Here is a 14,545-nt window from a genome sequence, read left to right on the forward strand (position 1 = left end):
TCCACAGCTATTGACCATTGACGCGGCGGCGGAGGAATTGGGTGTACCTAAAGGATCGCTAAAAACCGCCGCCCAAGAGCATGGGTTCCTCGTCAAGATGGGCCGTGCCACTCGCATTGATAGAAACGATTTTCCGAAATTGGTGAAAGCATGCCAAGACCAAGCAAGGGCGCCCGCCTGCACAAATTCAAACACCGGCCGTACTGGTACATCCGGGACACCGGAAGGCCAGACCAGTCAACGGGCTGCACAAGCCGCGCAGATGCTGAAAAAGCGCTCGCTGCCTACATCGCGACCAAAGGACGGGAAGGTTCTGCGAATGAGCCCGCCAACGTAACCTGTGGGGAGGTTCTCGCAATCTACGCTGAGGAATATGCCCCGACCGTCGCGGCGCCAGAGAGGGTCGGATATGCGATCGATGCCCTGATCCCATTTTGGGATGGGCTGAAACTGAGCCATGTGAAGGGCGAAACGTGTAGGCGGTACGCAAAGACCCGAAAGAAGGTTGTCAAACGTGATCCGGACACCAAAGAACCCATCGAATACGCTCCTATCTCGCCAGGGACAGTGCGCCGTGAGTTAGGAGTTCTGCAACGGGCTATCAACTACGCCCATGCTGAGGGCTATATTACTTCTGCACCAGCCGTCACACTGCCGGGTAAGCCAGAGGCGACTGAACGCTGGCTGTCCCGTGATGAGGCTGCCAAGCTTCTCTGGGCGGCCTACCGGGGCCACAAGGCTTCCCACCTCGCCCGTTTTATCCTGATTGCGATCTACACTGGAACTCGCAAGGACGCCATTTTGCGGATGGGTTTTGAGCCAAACACCGTTGGAGGTTGGTTTGATCTGGACCGGGGCATCATGTTCAGGCGCAGTGATTCAGAGCGGCAAACCAACAAGCGGCGCACACCAGCACGCATCCCCCGCCAGCTGGCGGCCCACCTGAGGCGCTGGCGTGATAGCGGAAGCAAGTGGGCTGTCGAATATCAGGGCGCACGTGTCGGCGACATAAAGCGAGCCTTTGCAAAAGCCGTGCAATCCGCCGATGTTACCCCTTGTTCCCCACATACGTTAAAACACACTGCGATCACCTGGGCGCTTCAAAACGGTGCAAGTGTCTGGGATGCTGCCGGTTTCTTTGCGACCAGCGCCGAGACCATCGAAAAAGTTTATGGGCACCATTCGCCACACCACCAAGAAAGCGTCCTGCGTGCCGTAGAGCGGCGTTAGTTTCTGTTACGCGTAACAGTTACATCCATTTCGAACACATCCAGACTGTAAACAAAACGTAGGCAAAACGGGAATAAAACATGAATACTGGCTCTGGCGCTGCCCTCCGAAGGCAGAGGCCAGAGGTTCGAATCCTCTCAGGTGCGCCATCTCTCACACCATATTTCGCATATGCAACGATGCCGCTGGCGACTGTGTGCTGTGCTTGTGTTGCGCGGGCTGTGTGGCAAGGGCTTGCCGGTCCAAGGGCCATAAGTGGACGCTGTTGCGCCCTCGCACTATTATTGGTTAATCCCGACAAATCCGGGGCGGGAGAGAGCGGCCTGCGTCCATTCAGGAATGGTTTTACCCGTGGGTCGCTCGTTTTAGCGCCAATCGGGACGCCGCAGCCCCGCGCCAGACAGCTTGCGAAACAACTGGATTTCCAGGCAAAAAAAGAGGCCAGACCAGTGGTCTGACCTCTTATAGCTTGTATGGGCGGCGAGTCAGGCGCGACGGCGACGGCTGCCGGCGCGACCACCACGACCGCGGCTTTCCTCGCCCTCTTTTGCGGGCTCTTTGTTGGCCTTGATCCATTCACCACCGTGAGGATCGTTGTTGGTCAGCAGGTTGGCGGCGCGGATCGCTTCCATCTCCTTGCCCGGACGTGGCTTGGTGGATCCAAGACCGAACATCTGAACAAAGGCCTCGTCTTCCATGCCCTCGGGCAGGATGATCCCGGCGGCCTCCACTTCGGCTCTCTTTTCGGCAATCTTCTTCTGGGTTACCGGCAGTGCCACCGGGTTCATGATCGCAGAGGTCATCCCCGCGCCCATCGCCATCGGCAGGAAAGCATTATTGATGCCGTGACGGTTCGGCAGGCCAAAGGAGACGTTCGAGGCACCACAGGTGGTGTTCACGCCCAGTTCTTCGCGCAGACGGCGAACCAGTGCAAAGACCTGCTGGCCTGCGGTCGCCATCGCGCCAATCGGCATCACCAGCGGGTCAACCACGATGTCATGCGCAGGAATGCCGAAATCTGCGGCGCGCTCGACGATCTTCTTGGCGACGGCAAAGCGGACGTCGGGATCTTCGGAGATGCCGGTGTCGTCGTTGGAAATGGCCACGACCGGCACGTTGTACTTTTTGACCAGCGGCAGCACGTGCTCCAGGCGCTCTTCTTCGCCGGTGACCGAGTTCAGCAGCGGACGGCCCTCGGCGGCCTGCAGACCGGCTTCAAGCGCGCCGGGCACCGAGGAGTCGATGCAGAGCGGCGTGTCGGTAAGACCTTGCACCAGCTGGACGATCTTGGTCATCAGCGGCGGCTCGGTCTCGTTCGGGTTCGGGTTGGAGTTGTAGACAACGCCCGCGTTGATATCGAGGATGTTGGCGCCGGCCATCACCTGCGCAATCGCGTCTTGTTCAACGGTGGAGAAATCGCCGGCTTCCAACTCGGCCGCGAGTTTCTTGCGGCCTGTGGGGTTGATCCGTTCGCCGATCACACAGAACGGCTCATCAAATCCCAGGATTGCGGTTTTTGTCTTAGATTCTACGACGGTACGGGTCATTTTTTATCCTTGGGAATTGACCGGCTGCGCTGCTGCGCCGCCGTTGTTGATGGCCCAGGTGGCGTTGGTCTTGATGCCACCCAGCGGGAAGAAATGCACATTGGTGATGTTGAAATCGGGGTTGGCGGCCTTGTGGGCAGCCAGCTCGGCAATCACATCTGTCGGCTCATAGGGCAGCAGCAGCTTGGAGACATCCATCGCGCGCTTTTGCAGCACCTTGAGGGACGGACCAACACCGCAGGCGATGGCGAATTTGATCAGCGTCTGCAGTTTGGCCGGGCCGGCAATGCCGATATGGATCGGTAGATCTACGCCTGCAGCCTTGATGCTGTCGGCCCATTCGATGATCGGCTTCGCCTCAAAGGCGAACTGGGTTGCCAGCGCCATCTTCGCATCGGTGCGTTCGGAGAATTTCTGTTTCCACAGAAGCGCATCCGAGACGTTCTTCATGCTGCCGTCAGGATCGATATCCTTGTTGCCTTCGGGGTGGCCCGCAACATGCAGATTGGTGAACCCGGCCTTGTCGAACAATCCGGTTTCCAAGAGCTGCATGGAGCTGTCAAAGGCACCATGAGGTTTGGCAACACCACCGGCCAGCAGCAGCGCCTGCTTGACATCGGCCTCCCCCTGATAGCGGGCGATCCAGTCGGCCAGCGTGGCTTCGTCCTGGATGATCCGCGCGGGAAAATGCGGCATCACCGGGTAGCCTTCGGCATTGAGCCGCTTGGCGGTTTCCACCATTTCCTCGATCGGCGTACCTTCGATATGGGCGATGTAGACGCGGGTGCCTGCGGGCAGCAGATCGCGGAAGCTCTCGACCTTGGCCGCGGTGCGGGGCATCACCTCGATCGAGTAGTTTTCCAGAAAGGCCTCGACCTCGGGGCTGCTGGGCTGCGCTACGCCAGCATCGCGTTTCTTGAAGTTCAACAAAGCCATCGTGGCCTCCCAAAAAGATGTCAGGCTCATGCCCATCCGTCGTTAGCGATCAGTGTCTTGAGCCGGTCCTGATCATAATCCGCTTCCAGACGCTTGGCCTCGGCCTCGGCGATATCGGCCGGTTCACCATCCATGGCGTAGGGCGCAGCCTTGCGCCATTCCGCGAGATAGGCGTCGGCGTCCTTCGCGTTCACCTTCATTGCCGCACGGTCGATGGCTTGTTCAAACCGCTCTTCCAATTGGCGTTTGGCCCCGCGACGGCCTTTGCCGACGATGATCTGTGCTGGGATGTCGCGCCAATATACGATGGTGACGTCGGGCATTGCCTGAGCTTCCTTTGCGTCTGTGTAGTTGCGTTTCTAGTGTGGCATCGCCGGGCGCGTTCGTCGGATTTCGACCTGACATTGGTTCTGAGCGACCTTTTCCGGGTCGCTTCTGGATAGCAACGGCGGGCCGGGCTGGCTACCGGGCAGCGCCCTCATAATATTCAACAGCTTTATGAATTTGATCGGCAAAGCGCTCAAAACCGTTCAAGAAACGTCAATTCGTCAATCGGCAAATCGTCATCGGGGCATTCGGGCCACCTTGCACGTGGCGGTCAGCCCACATATGCTTGGATCAACACGATTATCGGAGGGCGTGAATCATGGCGCCCAGGCGTTCCAAAGGTGCGGGCGCATTTCCCCGAGTGGTAGAGAGCCCTGCACCGGCCCGCCCAGATCCTGATGCGCTCTATGCGGCGCTCGATCTGGGGACAAATAGCTGCCGGATGCTGATTGCCCAACCCAAGGGCAGCGGCTTCCATGTGGTGGACAGCTTTTCAAAATCGGTGCAGCTTGGCGCCGGTTTGGAGCGGACCGGGCGCTTGTCGCGCGCGTCGATGGCGCGCACTATCCAGGCTCTGCGTATCTGTCAGCAAAAGCTCAAACGTAACCGGGTGAAACGGATGCGGCTGGTCGCGACTGAGGCCTGTCGTCGGGCGAAGAACGCGCGAGAGTTCATTCGTCAGGTGCGCCGCGAGACCGGTCTGACGCTGGAGATCATCCAACCCGAGGAAGAAGCGCGTCTGGCAGTGATTTCCTGCGCGCCGTTGGTGTCGACCAAGACGGATCAGCTGCTGGTGGTCGATATTGGCGGCGGCTCCACCGAACTGGTCTGGATCGACATCTCCTCGATCCCGCGCCGCGACCGGCCATCCGCCATCATGCGGCTGCACGCAGGGTTTCATCCCGTTGAAAGCCCCTTTCCCGCGGCCAAGGTTGTTGACTGGATCTCAGTACCACTTGGGGTCGCGACGCTGCGCGATCAGTTCCACGACGTCGAGGATGACGCGGCCCGTTTTGCCCTGATGAGCTGGTTCTTTGAAGAGAACCTCGCCGATTTTGCGCCCTATAAGGACGAGCAGACCCGACAGGGCTTTCAGATCGTTGGCACCTCTGGCACCGTCACCACCGTTGCCGCCTCGCATCTGGGGCTGAAACGCTATGACCGGACCAAGGTGGACGGGCTGCGCATGACCAGCGATCAGATTGACAAGGTTATCCGCTCTTATTTAGAACTCGGCCCTCAGGGGCGCCGCAGCGACCCGCGTATTGGCGAAGACCGTCAGGCGCTGATCATGTCGGGGGCGGCAATTCTACAGGCGCTCTTGCGGTGCTGGCCGACGGACAGGTTGTCCGTTGCGGACCGGGGCCTGCGCGAAGGCCTGCTTTATGCACAGATGAGCGCCGACGGCGTTCTGGAAGACGGGCCGTTCTGACGGCCACACACAGGATATGAGCGTCCGACAGTTGGCCCCGATGCGGCCACGGACGACAGGGAACAGCAAATATGGCAAAGACACCCACGGGAAAAACACCCACTGGCAAGAACACCTCCGGGCGCGGACAGCGTGACCTGAAGGTCAAGGTCAAGACTGCCCGTGGGCGTAAACTCAGCTCCACCCGCTGGTTGCAGCGGCAGTTGAACGACCCTTATGTGAAACGCGCCCAGGCAGAAGGCTACCGTGGGCGCGCGGCCTATAAGATCATGGAAGTCGACGATAAATTCCGCTTCCTTGTGAATGGCGCGCGGGTGGTCGATCTGGGCTGCGCCCCGGGCGGCTGGGCGCAGGTAGCGGTGAAGCGGATCAATGCGCTGGGGGAAAAGCCGGGTAAGGCTGTAGGCCGCATCATCGGCGTTGATCTGCAGGAGGTCGAGCCGCTGGCGGGTGCCGAGTTCCACCAGCTGGATTTCATGGACGAAGGGGCCGACGACAAGGTCAAGGAATGGCTTGGTGGCAAGGCAGATGTGGTGATGTCGGATATGGCAGCTGCCAGTTCCGGTCACAAGCAGACCGACCATTTGCGGATTATCTCGCTTTGTGAAACCGCGGCCTATTTTGCCTTCGACGTTCTGGAAGAAGGCGGTACCTTCGTGGCCAAGGTATTGGCCGGCGGGGCCGAGGGTGATCTGCAAAAGCTGCTGAAGCAGAAATTCACCAAGGTTTTCCACGTCAAACCGCCATCGTCACGTTCGGACAGTTCGGAAAAATTCGTGGTTGCAACCGGGTTTCGCGGTGAGCCTTCGGATGCGTCTGACGATTGATCTCTAACCGGGCTGTGGCCGGGCGCATGGCAACCGCCGCCCTGCCCCGGCTTTCAGGTCTGGGCGATCAGCTCCCGCGCTGAGCGGTGCTGGAAAACGACCGCAGCGCCAGCGCCTGCAAGGCGATGGTTTCCAGTGAGGTGCCTTCAGCGCGCAGCGTCACGCGCGGGCTGTCCTTCTCGATGCAATGAGGCGCCGCGACAGGCTGTTTCAGCAGGCGTTGCACCAATTGGCGGGGCGGAAGTTTGCTTTGCAAAAGACGCATCTGTTCCTCGTACCGTATGAACGTTCGGGCTGTTCTCATCGAAGAATAGACCGGCCACTGGGCCAGCATCGTGGCTCAATTGTGGCAGAACTGCCTTATTGTTGCGATTTTCGAAACAATTTCACTTCAGGCACGGGCTGGTGCACTCGGACGGTTGCAAACGCCTGCGACAGGTCAGGAGGTTGGATGCAGCAGCACCCCGTTGAGTTCCGCGCCAAGGATCAGAATGGCTGAGTTCAGATAGAGAAAGATCAGCGCCGCCATAGCCCCCGCCAGCCCTGCATAGGTGGCCGAATAGGCCGCAAAACTGCTGATGTAGATGGCAAAGGCGAGGCCGGCCGCCCACCACAGCACCACTGTCAGCAGCACCCCCGGCAGCACCTGTGAGAGCCGGTGACGCTTCGCCGGGAGCAGCATGTGGAAGGCAAACACAGCAACGAGCGGGATCACCGCAACCAGAACCCCGTTCAGACCGCCCTCCCAGTTGCCTCTCAGCGGGACTTGCGGGAAGAAACTGGCCAGATGGCGCGCATAAAGCGGCAGGATCAGCTCAAACACCGCCGCCGCCATAATGCCCGCGCCCCCCAGGATCACCAGACCAATGCACAGGCCCCGGGTCTTCCAGAACGGCCTGGTATCGCGTTCATGATAGGCCTGCACCATTGCCAGACGCACCGCATCCACCCCGTTGGAGGCAAAGTAGATAGCGATGACACCACCCAGCGTGACCACCCCGGTGGAAGATGTGGCAAGCACCGAGTAGACCTCCCGCACGATGGGATCCGAGACGCTTTCCGGCCAGGAGCCAAAGACCAGCTCCACCAGGTTTTCCAGATCAACCCCGCCCGACAGTGACCCCGCCACCGCACCGGTGAGCGCCACGGTAAAAAGGATAAAGGGAAACAAGGCGAGCATCAGTGACATGGCGATATGGCTGCTCAGCACCCAGCCGTTCTTGTCGTTGAACCGCTTGGCGGCCAGATACAACGCATAGGCGCCGGGTTTCACATAGGGTCGCATGCTCATGGCCTGACGGTCTCATAGCTCGCGTCTAAAAACCAGCCCTTTCAGGGAGATATAGCCAAGCCCATCCGCCGGATGTAGGTTTGGCCAGAAGATATGCGACAGGGAGCGCGGCGATGGCCTGGATTGCGATAAGCACATCGGCAGTGCTGATGATGTGGGTGCTTGCGGGTCTGGCCTCTCTGAAGGCGGCCCGCACCGCCCGCACGCCGCAAGGGGCTATCGGCTGGGTGGTATTTTTGCTGTCCGCTCCGCTTGTGGCGCTGCCGCTCTATCTGTTTTTCGGGCAACGCCGGTTTTCGAGGTATCGCGCCACCCGGCGCGAGGCGGAGCGGGTCCTGAACGCGCTGCGCGTCTACTCAGATCTTCACACACAGGACCGCGATCAACTGGCCGCGAACCAGGCCCCCTTCGAACGGCTGGCCGGTTATCCGGTTTGCCGGGGCAACGGGTTTGAGCTGCTCAAAAACGGCGCTGAAATCGCCGATACGATTATCGAGGCCATTGATGCGGCAGAGGATTACGTTCTGGTCCATTTCTACATCGTGCGCGATGACAAGATCGGACAGCGGTTCAAGACCGCCTTGCTTGACGCACGCGCGCGCGGCGTTGCTGTCTGGTTCATGACGGATGCGGTGGGCAGTCACGGGCTGTCAAACCGATACCGCGAGGCGTTGGAGGCGGCAGGTGTCAATCAGGTTGACCCCAGCACCCGCCCCGGCCCGAAACATCGGTTTCACCTGAACTTCAGGAACCATCGCAAGACGGTCATCGTCGACGGGCGTGTCGGCTTTACGGGCGGAATGAATATCGGCGATGAATACATGGGGCGCGACCCGACCTTTGGCGCTTGGCGCGATACGCAGGTGCGGTTGACCGGCCCGGTCGTGCAGCAGCTACAGCTGGGCTATGCGGAGGATTGGTTCTGGTTGACCGAGGATCCGATCCTTGACCTGCTGACCTGGGACTGCGCCCCGGTTGAGGGCACAGGCAAACCCGCGCTGGTGGTCGAAACCGGGCCGGGAGACAGTACGATCAACGGCTCGATGCTGTATTTCTCTGCCATCTCCGCAGCGCGTTCCCGGATCTGGCTTGCCTCGCCTTATTTCGTGCCGGATCAGGATGTTGTGGCTGCGTTGAAGAACGCTGCCATGCGCGGGGTCGATGTGCGCATCCTCTTGCCCGAGACTGCGGATCATTACGCACCCTGGCTGGCTGCCTACGCTTATTTTGACGACCTGCGCGAGGTTGGTGTCAAAATCTATCGGTATCAGGCCGGATTTGTGCACCAGAAGGTTTTTGTCGTGGATGATACCATTGCGGCGGTGGGCACGATGAACCTCGACAACCGTTCTTTCCGGCTGAATTTTGAGAGTATGGCGCTGTGCTTTGATGCGGAAACGGCAGAACAGGTGGCGCAGATGCTGGATGAGGACATGGCATCGTCAATGCTGCTGGAGACGGATCTGGACGCGCAACCGGTGACCATCCGCTTTGGTGCGCCTGTCGCGCGCCTGCTGGCGCCAATCCTATAGGGCACCATGCCGGAGGCGACGGGTCAGCGTACTCTCACCGGCGCGGTATCTTCCAGCAGAAACACCTCTCGCAATGCAGCCACCAGAAACGCCGTGCTGATGCCAAAGGCAAAGAGCCCGGTAACCGCGCCGAACGCGGCAAAGATCCGCATCCCCTCGCCAAGGACGATATCGCCGTAGCCGAGGGTGGTATAGGTCGCGAGCGAGAAATAAATCGCAGTATTCCAGTCACCTATGGCACCAGAGAAAATCAGCGCCGTGGCCCAGATCCAGACCTGCAGCGTATGGGCAAAGACGATCAGCCCGATCGCAACCGCCAGCACTGCGCTCATCTGCACAAAGCGCCGCCCACGTTGCAGCACGCCAAGCCGTCTGCGCAGAACATGGATGCAGAACACCAGCAATCCAGCCTCCACGACAAGGCAGATCCCGAGGTACAGGCTGCCGAGCAGCAGCTGCTGGATGAGTGTCATATCCCTGCCCTCATTCGTTGACCTTGCGCCGATGGATCTGTCGATCAGCCGCGATCGGCTCGGCTCACGGCTCCGATTTTGGCGCAGTCTACGAAATCAGCGCTGCGACATGCAATCGCGATAGTACTGTTTGACCAGCCGCTTGCGCTGCGCCTCGGGCGTGTTGAAGTAATCATCGCGGTCCTCGGCTTCGGAACCGCTGCGTGATCTCGCGCGGCGCAGCTTGCCCTCCTGCACACTGATCCCGATCCGAACTGTCCCGGAGAAAGTGATCCCGGCGCGATCATTGCCCAGCCGCAGACCGTCAGGGGCATCACTGCGCGGCGCGCCGGCGTAGGCCTCCGCCCGGCTGCGGCAGAGCGCTTCGCGGCTGCCGGACGCCGTTTGCGCCACGGCGACCTCCGTCAGCGGGACCGCTGCCAGAGCGGCCAGAATGGCAGGTGCCAGACCTCGCGATGACCAGCGGAATGGCAGTGAGAACAGCGACATGGCGTAGCCTTTGTTGAGCCCAACCCCATTATTGCATGGGCAAGCTTCAAATGGGGCCTACATCAGGGCGCGTCAATGTTATCTGTTGTCTTGGGCCGGGATCCCCGGAAAGGTCAGCCTGCAAGATCAGCCTGTCTGGTCGCGGGATGTATCGCGGCGCAGTCGGACAAACCATAACAACCGCAAAAGGTTATACGCCGATGCTAATCATTGAGGAGGTCAGCAAGTCCTATTCGGGGCCGTCCGGCGCTGTTCCGGTTTTGGACCGTGTCTCGCTGGATCTGGCCGCCGGGTGCAGCCTCGCACTCACCGGAGACAGCGGATCCGGCAAAAGCACGTTGCTGCATCTGGCGGCCGCGCTGGATCAGTTCGACCGCGGCCGCATAGTGGTGGATGATGTGTCCCTCGCCGGGCTGGATGACACCGGGCGCGCGGCGCTGCGGCGACGACATGTGTCCCTTGTGTTTCAGCAGTTCAACCTGATCCCGGCCCTGACCGTTGGTCAGAACATCAGCCTGCATGCCCGGCTGGCCGACACGGTTGATGCCCCTTGGATCGAGGCATTGACCCGTCGGCTGGGGCTGGCCGAACTACAGGGGCGCTACCCCGAACAGCTGTCTGGCGGACAGCAGCAGCGGGTCGCTATTGCCCGCGCGCTGGCGCTGCGCCCAAAGCTGCTGCTGGCGGATGAGCCGACCGGTAATCTGGACGAAACGTCAAGTGCTTCGGTCATGGAGCTGATGCTGGATCTCGTGCGGGAAACTGGCGCGGCGCTGCTGCTCGTCACCCATTCGCAGGCCATTGCGGGCTTGCTAGACAGGCAAATCCACCTCAGCAATGGCCGCCTGCGTGAGGCCGGGACATGAGAGCGGCTGCATTCTCCGCGATCCTGTCTCACTGGCGCCAGCACCCGCTGCAATTGGCCATGCTGATCACCGGTCTTGCGCTGGCCACCGCGCTCTGGTCTGCGGTGCAGGCGATCAATGCCGAGGCGCGTGCAAGCTATGCCGAAGCCGCAGCGCGCATCTCCCCATCCGGACAAAGCTATCTCGTGAATCCAGTGGGAGATATTAATATTTCCCAATATGTTGCGCTGCGACGTGAAGGTTGGCAGCTCTCGCCGATACTGATCGGTTACCTCACAAACCAACAAAAAGGCCCCGACCGAAGGCGCCTTGAGATGGTGGGCATTGATATCCTCTCGCATCCGATGATGGAACGGCTGAGCGAAGCCGGAACCGCGACGGAATCCGACGGCGACACATCCGTGGCGCTTTCCCCGGCGGATCTGCTGCTGGCACCCGGTCACCTGTTCTTGCATCCCGAGACGGATATGACCGGCCTCGATCTTGATCTGCCTCCGACAACGCGCAGCACAGCGGTCCCCCGAGACGTTTTGATCAGTGACATAGCGACTGCGGCGCGACTGCTCGCGCGACCGGATGCGATCAGCCGCCTGATGGTGCTGGATGCGCAACCCGGCGGGCTCAGATCGCTGGGCGAACTGGTACCTGACCTGCGTTTGCAGAGCGCATCAACCGGCGCGGATACGGCGCAGCTCACCCGCAGTTTTCACCTCAACCTCACCGCCTTTGGGCTGCTGTCCTTTGCGGTGGGCCTGTTCATCGTACAGGGCACCATCGCATTGGGGGTTGAGCAGAGACGCGGCATGTTCCGCAGCCTGCGCAGTTTAGGGTTACCGCTCAACACTCTGGTCTGGCTTGTTTTTGCTGAACTATTGGCAATCACGCTTGTGGCGGCGTTGCTTGGCCTGATCCTTGGCTATCTGATCGCGGCGGCTCTCCTTCCCGGTGTCAGCGCAACCCTTTCGGGGCTGTATGGCGCCTCGGTCGATGGCAGCCTGAACCTTCGTCCGGGCTGGGTGCTTTCTGGCCTTGCGATGGCCTTGGCAGGCATGATGCTGGCCGGTGGTCAAAGCTGGTACAGCCTGTCGCGATTGCCCATTCTTGCAGCGCCAGCTGCAACCGCGCGCGGTCAGCAGGCGCTGCGTGGCCATCGGCTCTCTGCTGCGACCGGTGCGCTGATGGTGCTGGCGGCGGCAGCAATACCGGTGCTGTTCGACGGGCTGCTGGCTGGCTTTGTCTTTCTCGGCTGTCTGATGCTGGGGGCCGCGCTGCTGCTGCCGCTGGCGCTATCGCGGCTGGCCTTGGTCGGAACCCGAATGGCGCGTGGCCCGGTGACGCTCTGGTTATGGGCGGACATGCGCGCGCAGCTGCCGGGTCTGTCGCTGGCGCTGATGGCACTCCTTCTGGCGCTGGCGACAAATATCGGTGTTGGCACAATGGTTTCCAGCTTTCGCCTCACCTTCCTTGGCTGGTTAGATCAACGGCTGGCCTCAGAGCTCTATATGACGCTTCCGCGCGACGAGATGGCCGATGAGGTGCTGCCCTGGCTGGCGGAGAGGGGCATCCGCGCCCTCCCAATCCGCCACAGTGATGAGCGCTACAGCGGCGCCCCGATGGACGTTTACGGTGTGGTCGATGATGCCACCTATCGCGACAACTGGCCGCTGTTGCAGGCCGACGCAACCGTCTGGCAGCAGGTGGCCGACGGCAGCGGTGCGCTGATCAACGAACAGCTGGCGCGCCGTGGCGACCTGGAAACCGGAGATCTGCTGCAGATTGCACCGGATTGGAACATGCGGATAGCAGGCGTCTATTCCGACTATGGCAACCCCAACCCGCAGGCGATTGTCGGTCTCGCCACCCTGCTGGAGCATCGCCCGCTGATCGAGAATCGCCGTTTCGGCCTGCGTCTGCCGGTTGAGGACGTGGCGCGCCTGCGCCGTCAGCTGCAACAGGATTTCGATCTGCCGCCCAGTGCCTTCATCGACCAGAGCGCGCTTAAACGGCAGTCGCTGGCGATTTTTGACCGTACTTTTGTCGTGACCGGAGCGCTGAACCTGCTGACTTTCGGCGTCGCTGGCTTTGCAATGCTGACCAGCCTGCTGACGCTCTGGAGTCAACGTCTGCCGCAGCTGGCGCCGATCTGGGCGATGGGGCTGACACGCCGTCAACTGGCCAGATATGAACTTCTGCGCAGCGTGATCCTGGCCGGGCTGACGGCCCTGCTTGCCCTGCCTCTCGGCCTGCTGCTGGGCTGGGCATTGCTCGCGGTTGTCAATGTCGAAGCCTTCGGCTGGCGCCTGCCGATGTTTCTGTTTCCGCTGGACTGGCTAAGGCTGTTCCTGATGGCGCTGGCGGCGGCCGCGCTGGCGGCGGCCCTGCCGGCACGGCGGCTGTCAAAGCTGAAACCCGCCGATCTGCTGAGGGTCTTTGCCAATGAACGCTAAGCCTGCTCTCCAAGCGATTTTCTGCGGCCTTGTCGCGGTGCTGGTGCTGGTCATCCGGCTTGCCGGTCCGGCTGCGGCGCAGGGGTATGCCGGGCTCGGAACCGAGGTGGACGGGTTTGCAGTACCTGCACGCGGCACCCAGCTGATTTTTCCGCGTGATCACGGCGCCCACCCCGAGTTCCGCATCGAGTGGTGGTATCTGACCGCCAATCTGACCGGAGATGACGGGCGTGACTACGGGGTTCAGTGGACGCTGTTCCGGTCTGCCCTGCAACCGGGTGATGCCCGTTCGATGCCGACCGCATCCGCCTGGGAAGACCCCCAGATCTGGATGGGCCACGCCGGTCTGACGACGCCCGACGCCCATTTTCACGCCGAGCGGCTGGCGCGGGGTGGCATTGGGCAGGCCGGTGTCACCACCGCTCCGTTTGAGGCCTATATCGACGATTGGTTCATGCGCGGCCGCGATGCCGGTCTGGATGCGCTGAGCCTGCGCGCGACCGGGCAGGATTTTCGCTATGATCTCTCTCTCACAGCCAATGGTCCCTTGGTCTTGCAGGGGGATGGCGGCTATTCGGTGAAATCGGCGGATGGACAGGCCAGCTACTATTATTCCCAGCCGCACTATCAGCTGAGCGGCACATTGCAGCTGCCCGGCGGCCCGGTGCAGGTGACCGGAGAAGGCTGGCTGGACCGTGAATGGTCAAGCCAGCCCCTGTCTGAGGATCAGAGCGGCTGGGACTGGTTTTCGCTGCGCTTTGATAGTGGCGAAAAGCTGATGGGGTTTCAGTTGCGGGGCAGCAGCCTGTTCACCTCAGGCACATGGATCGCAGCCGATGGCACGCCCTCTCCGCTGGAGCCGGGGCATCTTCAGGCGACGCCGCGCGGGCTGACACAGGTTGCCGGTCGCGCGGTCCCAACGGAGTGGAACCTGCGCCTGCCCGAACGCAGCCTCGATATCGAAGTCACCGCGCTGAACCCGCAGGCCTGGATGGCGATGTCCTTTCCCTATTGGGAGGGACCGGTGCGGATCACCGGCAGCCACAGCGGTAAGGGATATCTGGAGATGACAGGTTACGCGCCGCCTCCCGACTAAAGGCAGACCGGGCGCATGGGCGACGGAAAAAGGGGCGCCCGATCGGGCGCCC

At 61.1% G+C, this 14,545-nt stretch carries 14 protein-coding genes; 7 read left to right on the forward strand and 7 right to left on the reverse strand.

Features of this window, described 5'->3' with window-relative positions:
• Positions 1-150 precede the first annotated feature (150 nt).
• Positions 151-1,230, forward strand: a complete 1,080-nt coding sequence (locus VWY34_RS13970) for a tyrosine-type recombinase/integrase (protein WP_260081073.1) — start codon at positions 151-153, stop codon at positions 1,228-1,230.
• Between the two features lie 485 nt (positions 1,231-1,715).
• On the opposite strand, the gene VWY34_RS13975 is transcribed toward VWY34_RS13970, so the two are convergent.
• The 3 genes from VWY34_RS13975 to VWY34_RS13985 are packed head-to-tail and all read right to left on the reverse strand — an operon-like array spanning position 1,716 to position 4,036.
• Complete coding sequence (locus tag VWY34_RS13975) at positions 1,716-2,777, reverse strand: methyltetrahydrofolate cobalamin methyltransferase (RefSeq protein ID WP_340545597.1); 1,062 nt, start codon at positions 2,775-2,777, stop codon at positions 1,716-1,718.
• A 3-nt stretch (positions 2,778-2,780) separates the two neighbouring features.
• Positions 2,781-3,713 carry a methylenetetrahydrofolate reductase gene (locus VWY34_RS13980; RefSeq protein WP_340545598.1) on the reverse strand — a complete coding sequence of 311 codons (933 nt, stop codon included), beginning with the start codon at positions 3,711-3,713 and terminating at the stop codon, positions 2,781-2,783.
• 26 nt (positions 3,714-3,739) lie between these two features.
• Positions 3,740-4,036, reverse strand: a complete 297-nt coding sequence (locus VWY34_RS13985) for a virulence factor (protein WP_340545599.1) — start codon at positions 4,034-4,036, stop codon at positions 3,740-3,742.
• Positions 4,037-4,359: 323 nt separating this feature from the next.
• Between VWY34_RS13985 and VWY34_RS13990 the strand changes: the two genes are divergently transcribed.
• A complete protein-coding gene (locus VWY34_RS13990) occupies positions 4,360-5,472 on the forward strand; it encodes a Ppx/GppA phosphatase family protein (protein WP_340545600.1) in 1,113 nt (370 codons plus the stop codon).
• 71 nt (positions 5,473-5,543) lie between these two features.
• On the forward strand, positions 5,544-6,299 hold the full coding sequence (locus tag VWY34_RS13995) for an RlmE family RNA methyltransferase (RefSeq protein ID WP_340545601.1): 756 nt from the start codon (positions 5,544-5,546) through the stop codon (positions 6,297-6,299).
• Between the two features lie 67 nt (positions 6,300-6,366).
• Here VWY34_RS13995 and VWY34_RS14000 read toward each other — a convergent pair whose 3' ends face one another.
• A complete protein-coding gene (locus VWY34_RS14000) occupies positions 6,367-6,525 on the reverse strand; it encodes a hypothetical protein (protein ID WP_416545861.1) in 159 nt (52 codons plus the stop codon).
• 213 nt (positions 6,526-6,738) lie between these two features.
• Positions 6,739-7,590, reverse strand: coding sequence for a YihY/virulence factor BrkB family protein (locus VWY34_RS14005; RefSeq protein ID WP_340545603.1), 852 nt, complete (start codon positions 7,588-7,590; stop codon positions 6,739-6,741).
• Positions 7,591-7,703: 113 nt separating this feature from the next.
• On the opposite strand from VWY34_RS14005, the gene cls reads away from it, so the two are divergent.
• On the forward strand, positions 7,704-9,122 hold the full coding sequence (gene cls / locus VWY34_RS14010) for a cardiolipin synthase (protein WP_416545863.1): 1,419 nt from the start codon (positions 7,704-7,706) through the stop codon (positions 9,120-9,122).
• Positions 9,123-9,145: 23 nt separating this feature from the next.
• Here the strand turns inward: cls and VWY34_RS14015 are convergent, their stop codons facing one another.
• Entirely contained in the window at positions 9,146-9,595 is a 450-nt protein-coding gene (locus VWY34_RS14015) for a potassium channel family protein (protein ID WP_340545605.1), read from the reverse strand.
• A 96-nt stretch (positions 9,596-9,691) separates the two neighbouring features.
• Positions 9,692-10,084, reverse strand: a complete 393-nt coding sequence (locus VWY34_RS14020; protein ID WP_340545606.1) for a hypothetical protein — start codon at positions 10,082-10,084, stop codon at positions 9,692-9,694.
• Positions 10,085-10,284: 200 nt separating this feature from the next.
• On the opposite strand from VWY34_RS14020, the gene VWY34_RS14025 reads away from it, so the two are divergent.
• Genes VWY34_RS14025 through VWY34_RS14035 form a run of 3 tightly spaced genes read left to right on the forward strand, consistent with a single transcriptional unit; the run spans position 10,285 to position 14,493 of the window.
• Positions 10,285-10,950 carry an ABC transporter ATP-binding protein gene (locus tag VWY34_RS14025; RefSeq protein ID WP_416545865.1) on the forward strand — a complete coding sequence of 222 codons (666 nt, stop codon included), beginning with the start codon at positions 10,285-10,287 and terminating at the stop codon, positions 10,948-10,950.
• On the forward strand, positions 10,947-13,397 hold the full coding sequence (locus VWY34_RS14030; RefSeq protein ID WP_416545867.1) for an FtsX-like permease family protein: 2,451 nt from the start codon (positions 10,947-10,949) through the stop codon (positions 13,395-13,397). Before VWY34_RS14025 ends, VWY34_RS14030 begins: the two co-directional genes overlap by 4 nt.
• Complete coding sequence (locus VWY34_RS14035; RefSeq protein WP_416545869.1) at positions 13,387-14,493, forward strand: lipocalin-like domain-containing protein; 1,107 nt, start codon at positions 13,387-13,389, stop codon at positions 14,491-14,493. The genes VWY34_RS14030 and VWY34_RS14035 overlap by 11 nt, the downstream gene beginning before the upstream one ends.
• Positions 14,494-14,545: the final 52 nt, after the last annotated feature.

The sequence above is a fragment of the Phaeobacter sp. JH20_02 genome, assembly GCF_048056915.1.
Taxonomy (GTDB): domain Bacteria; phylum Pseudomonadota; class Alphaproteobacteria; order Rhodobacterales; family Rhodobacteraceae; genus Phaeobacter; species Phaeobacter bryozoorum.

Excerpts from the sequence above, each read along its gene's own strand:
- VWY34_RS13970 (WP_260081073.1), top strand. The coding sequence starts at position 151 with ATGCCAAGACCAAGCAAGGGCGCCCGCCTGCACAAATTCAAACACCGG.
- VWY34_RS13975 (WP_340545597.1), bottom strand. The coding sequence starts at position 2,777 with ATGACCCGTACCGTCGTAGAATCTAAGACAAAAACCGCAATCCTGGGA.
- VWY34_RS13980 (WP_340545598.1), bottom strand. The coding sequence starts at position 3,713 with ATGGCTTTGTTGAACTTCAAGAAACGCGATGCTGGCGTAGCGCAGCCC.
- VWY34_RS13985 (WP_340545599.1), bottom strand. The coding sequence starts at position 4,036 with ATGCCCGACGTCACCATCGTATATTGGCGCGACATCCCAGCACAGATC.
- VWY34_RS13990 (WP_340545600.1), top strand. The coding sequence starts at position 4,360 with ATGGCGCCCAGGCGTTCCAAAGGTGCGGGCGCATTTCCCCGAGTGGTA.
- VWY34_RS13995 (WP_340545601.1), top strand. The coding sequence starts at position 5,544 with ATGGCAAAGACACCCACGGGAAAAACACCCACTGGCAAGAACACCTCC.
- VWY34_RS14005 (WP_340545603.1), bottom strand. The coding sequence starts at position 7,590 with ATGAGCATGCGACCCTATGTGAAACCCGGCGCCTATGCGTTGTATCTG.
- cls (WP_416545863.1), top strand. The coding sequence starts at position 7,704 with ATGGCCTGGATTGCGATAAGCACATCGGCAGTGCTGATGATGTGGGTG.
- VWY34_RS14015 (WP_340545605.1), bottom strand. The coding sequence starts at position 9,595 with ATGACACTCATCCAGCAGCTGCTGCTCGGCAGCCTGTACCTCGGGATC.
- VWY34_RS14020 (WP_340545606.1), bottom strand. The coding sequence starts at position 10,084 with ATGTCGCTGTTCTCACTGCCATTCCGCTGGTCATCGCGAGGTCTGGCA.
- VWY34_RS14025 (WP_416545865.1), top strand. The coding sequence starts at position 10,285 with ATGCTAATCATTGAGGAGGTCAGCAAGTCCTATTCGGGGCCGTCCGGC.
- VWY34_RS14030 (WP_416545867.1), top strand. The coding sequence starts at position 10,947 with ATGAGAGCGGCTGCATTCTCCGCGATCCTGTCTCACTGGCGCCAGCAC.
- VWY34_RS14035 (WP_416545869.1), top strand. The coding sequence starts at position 13,387 with ATGAACGCTAAGCCTGCTCTCCAAGCGATTTTCTGCGGCCTTGTCGCG.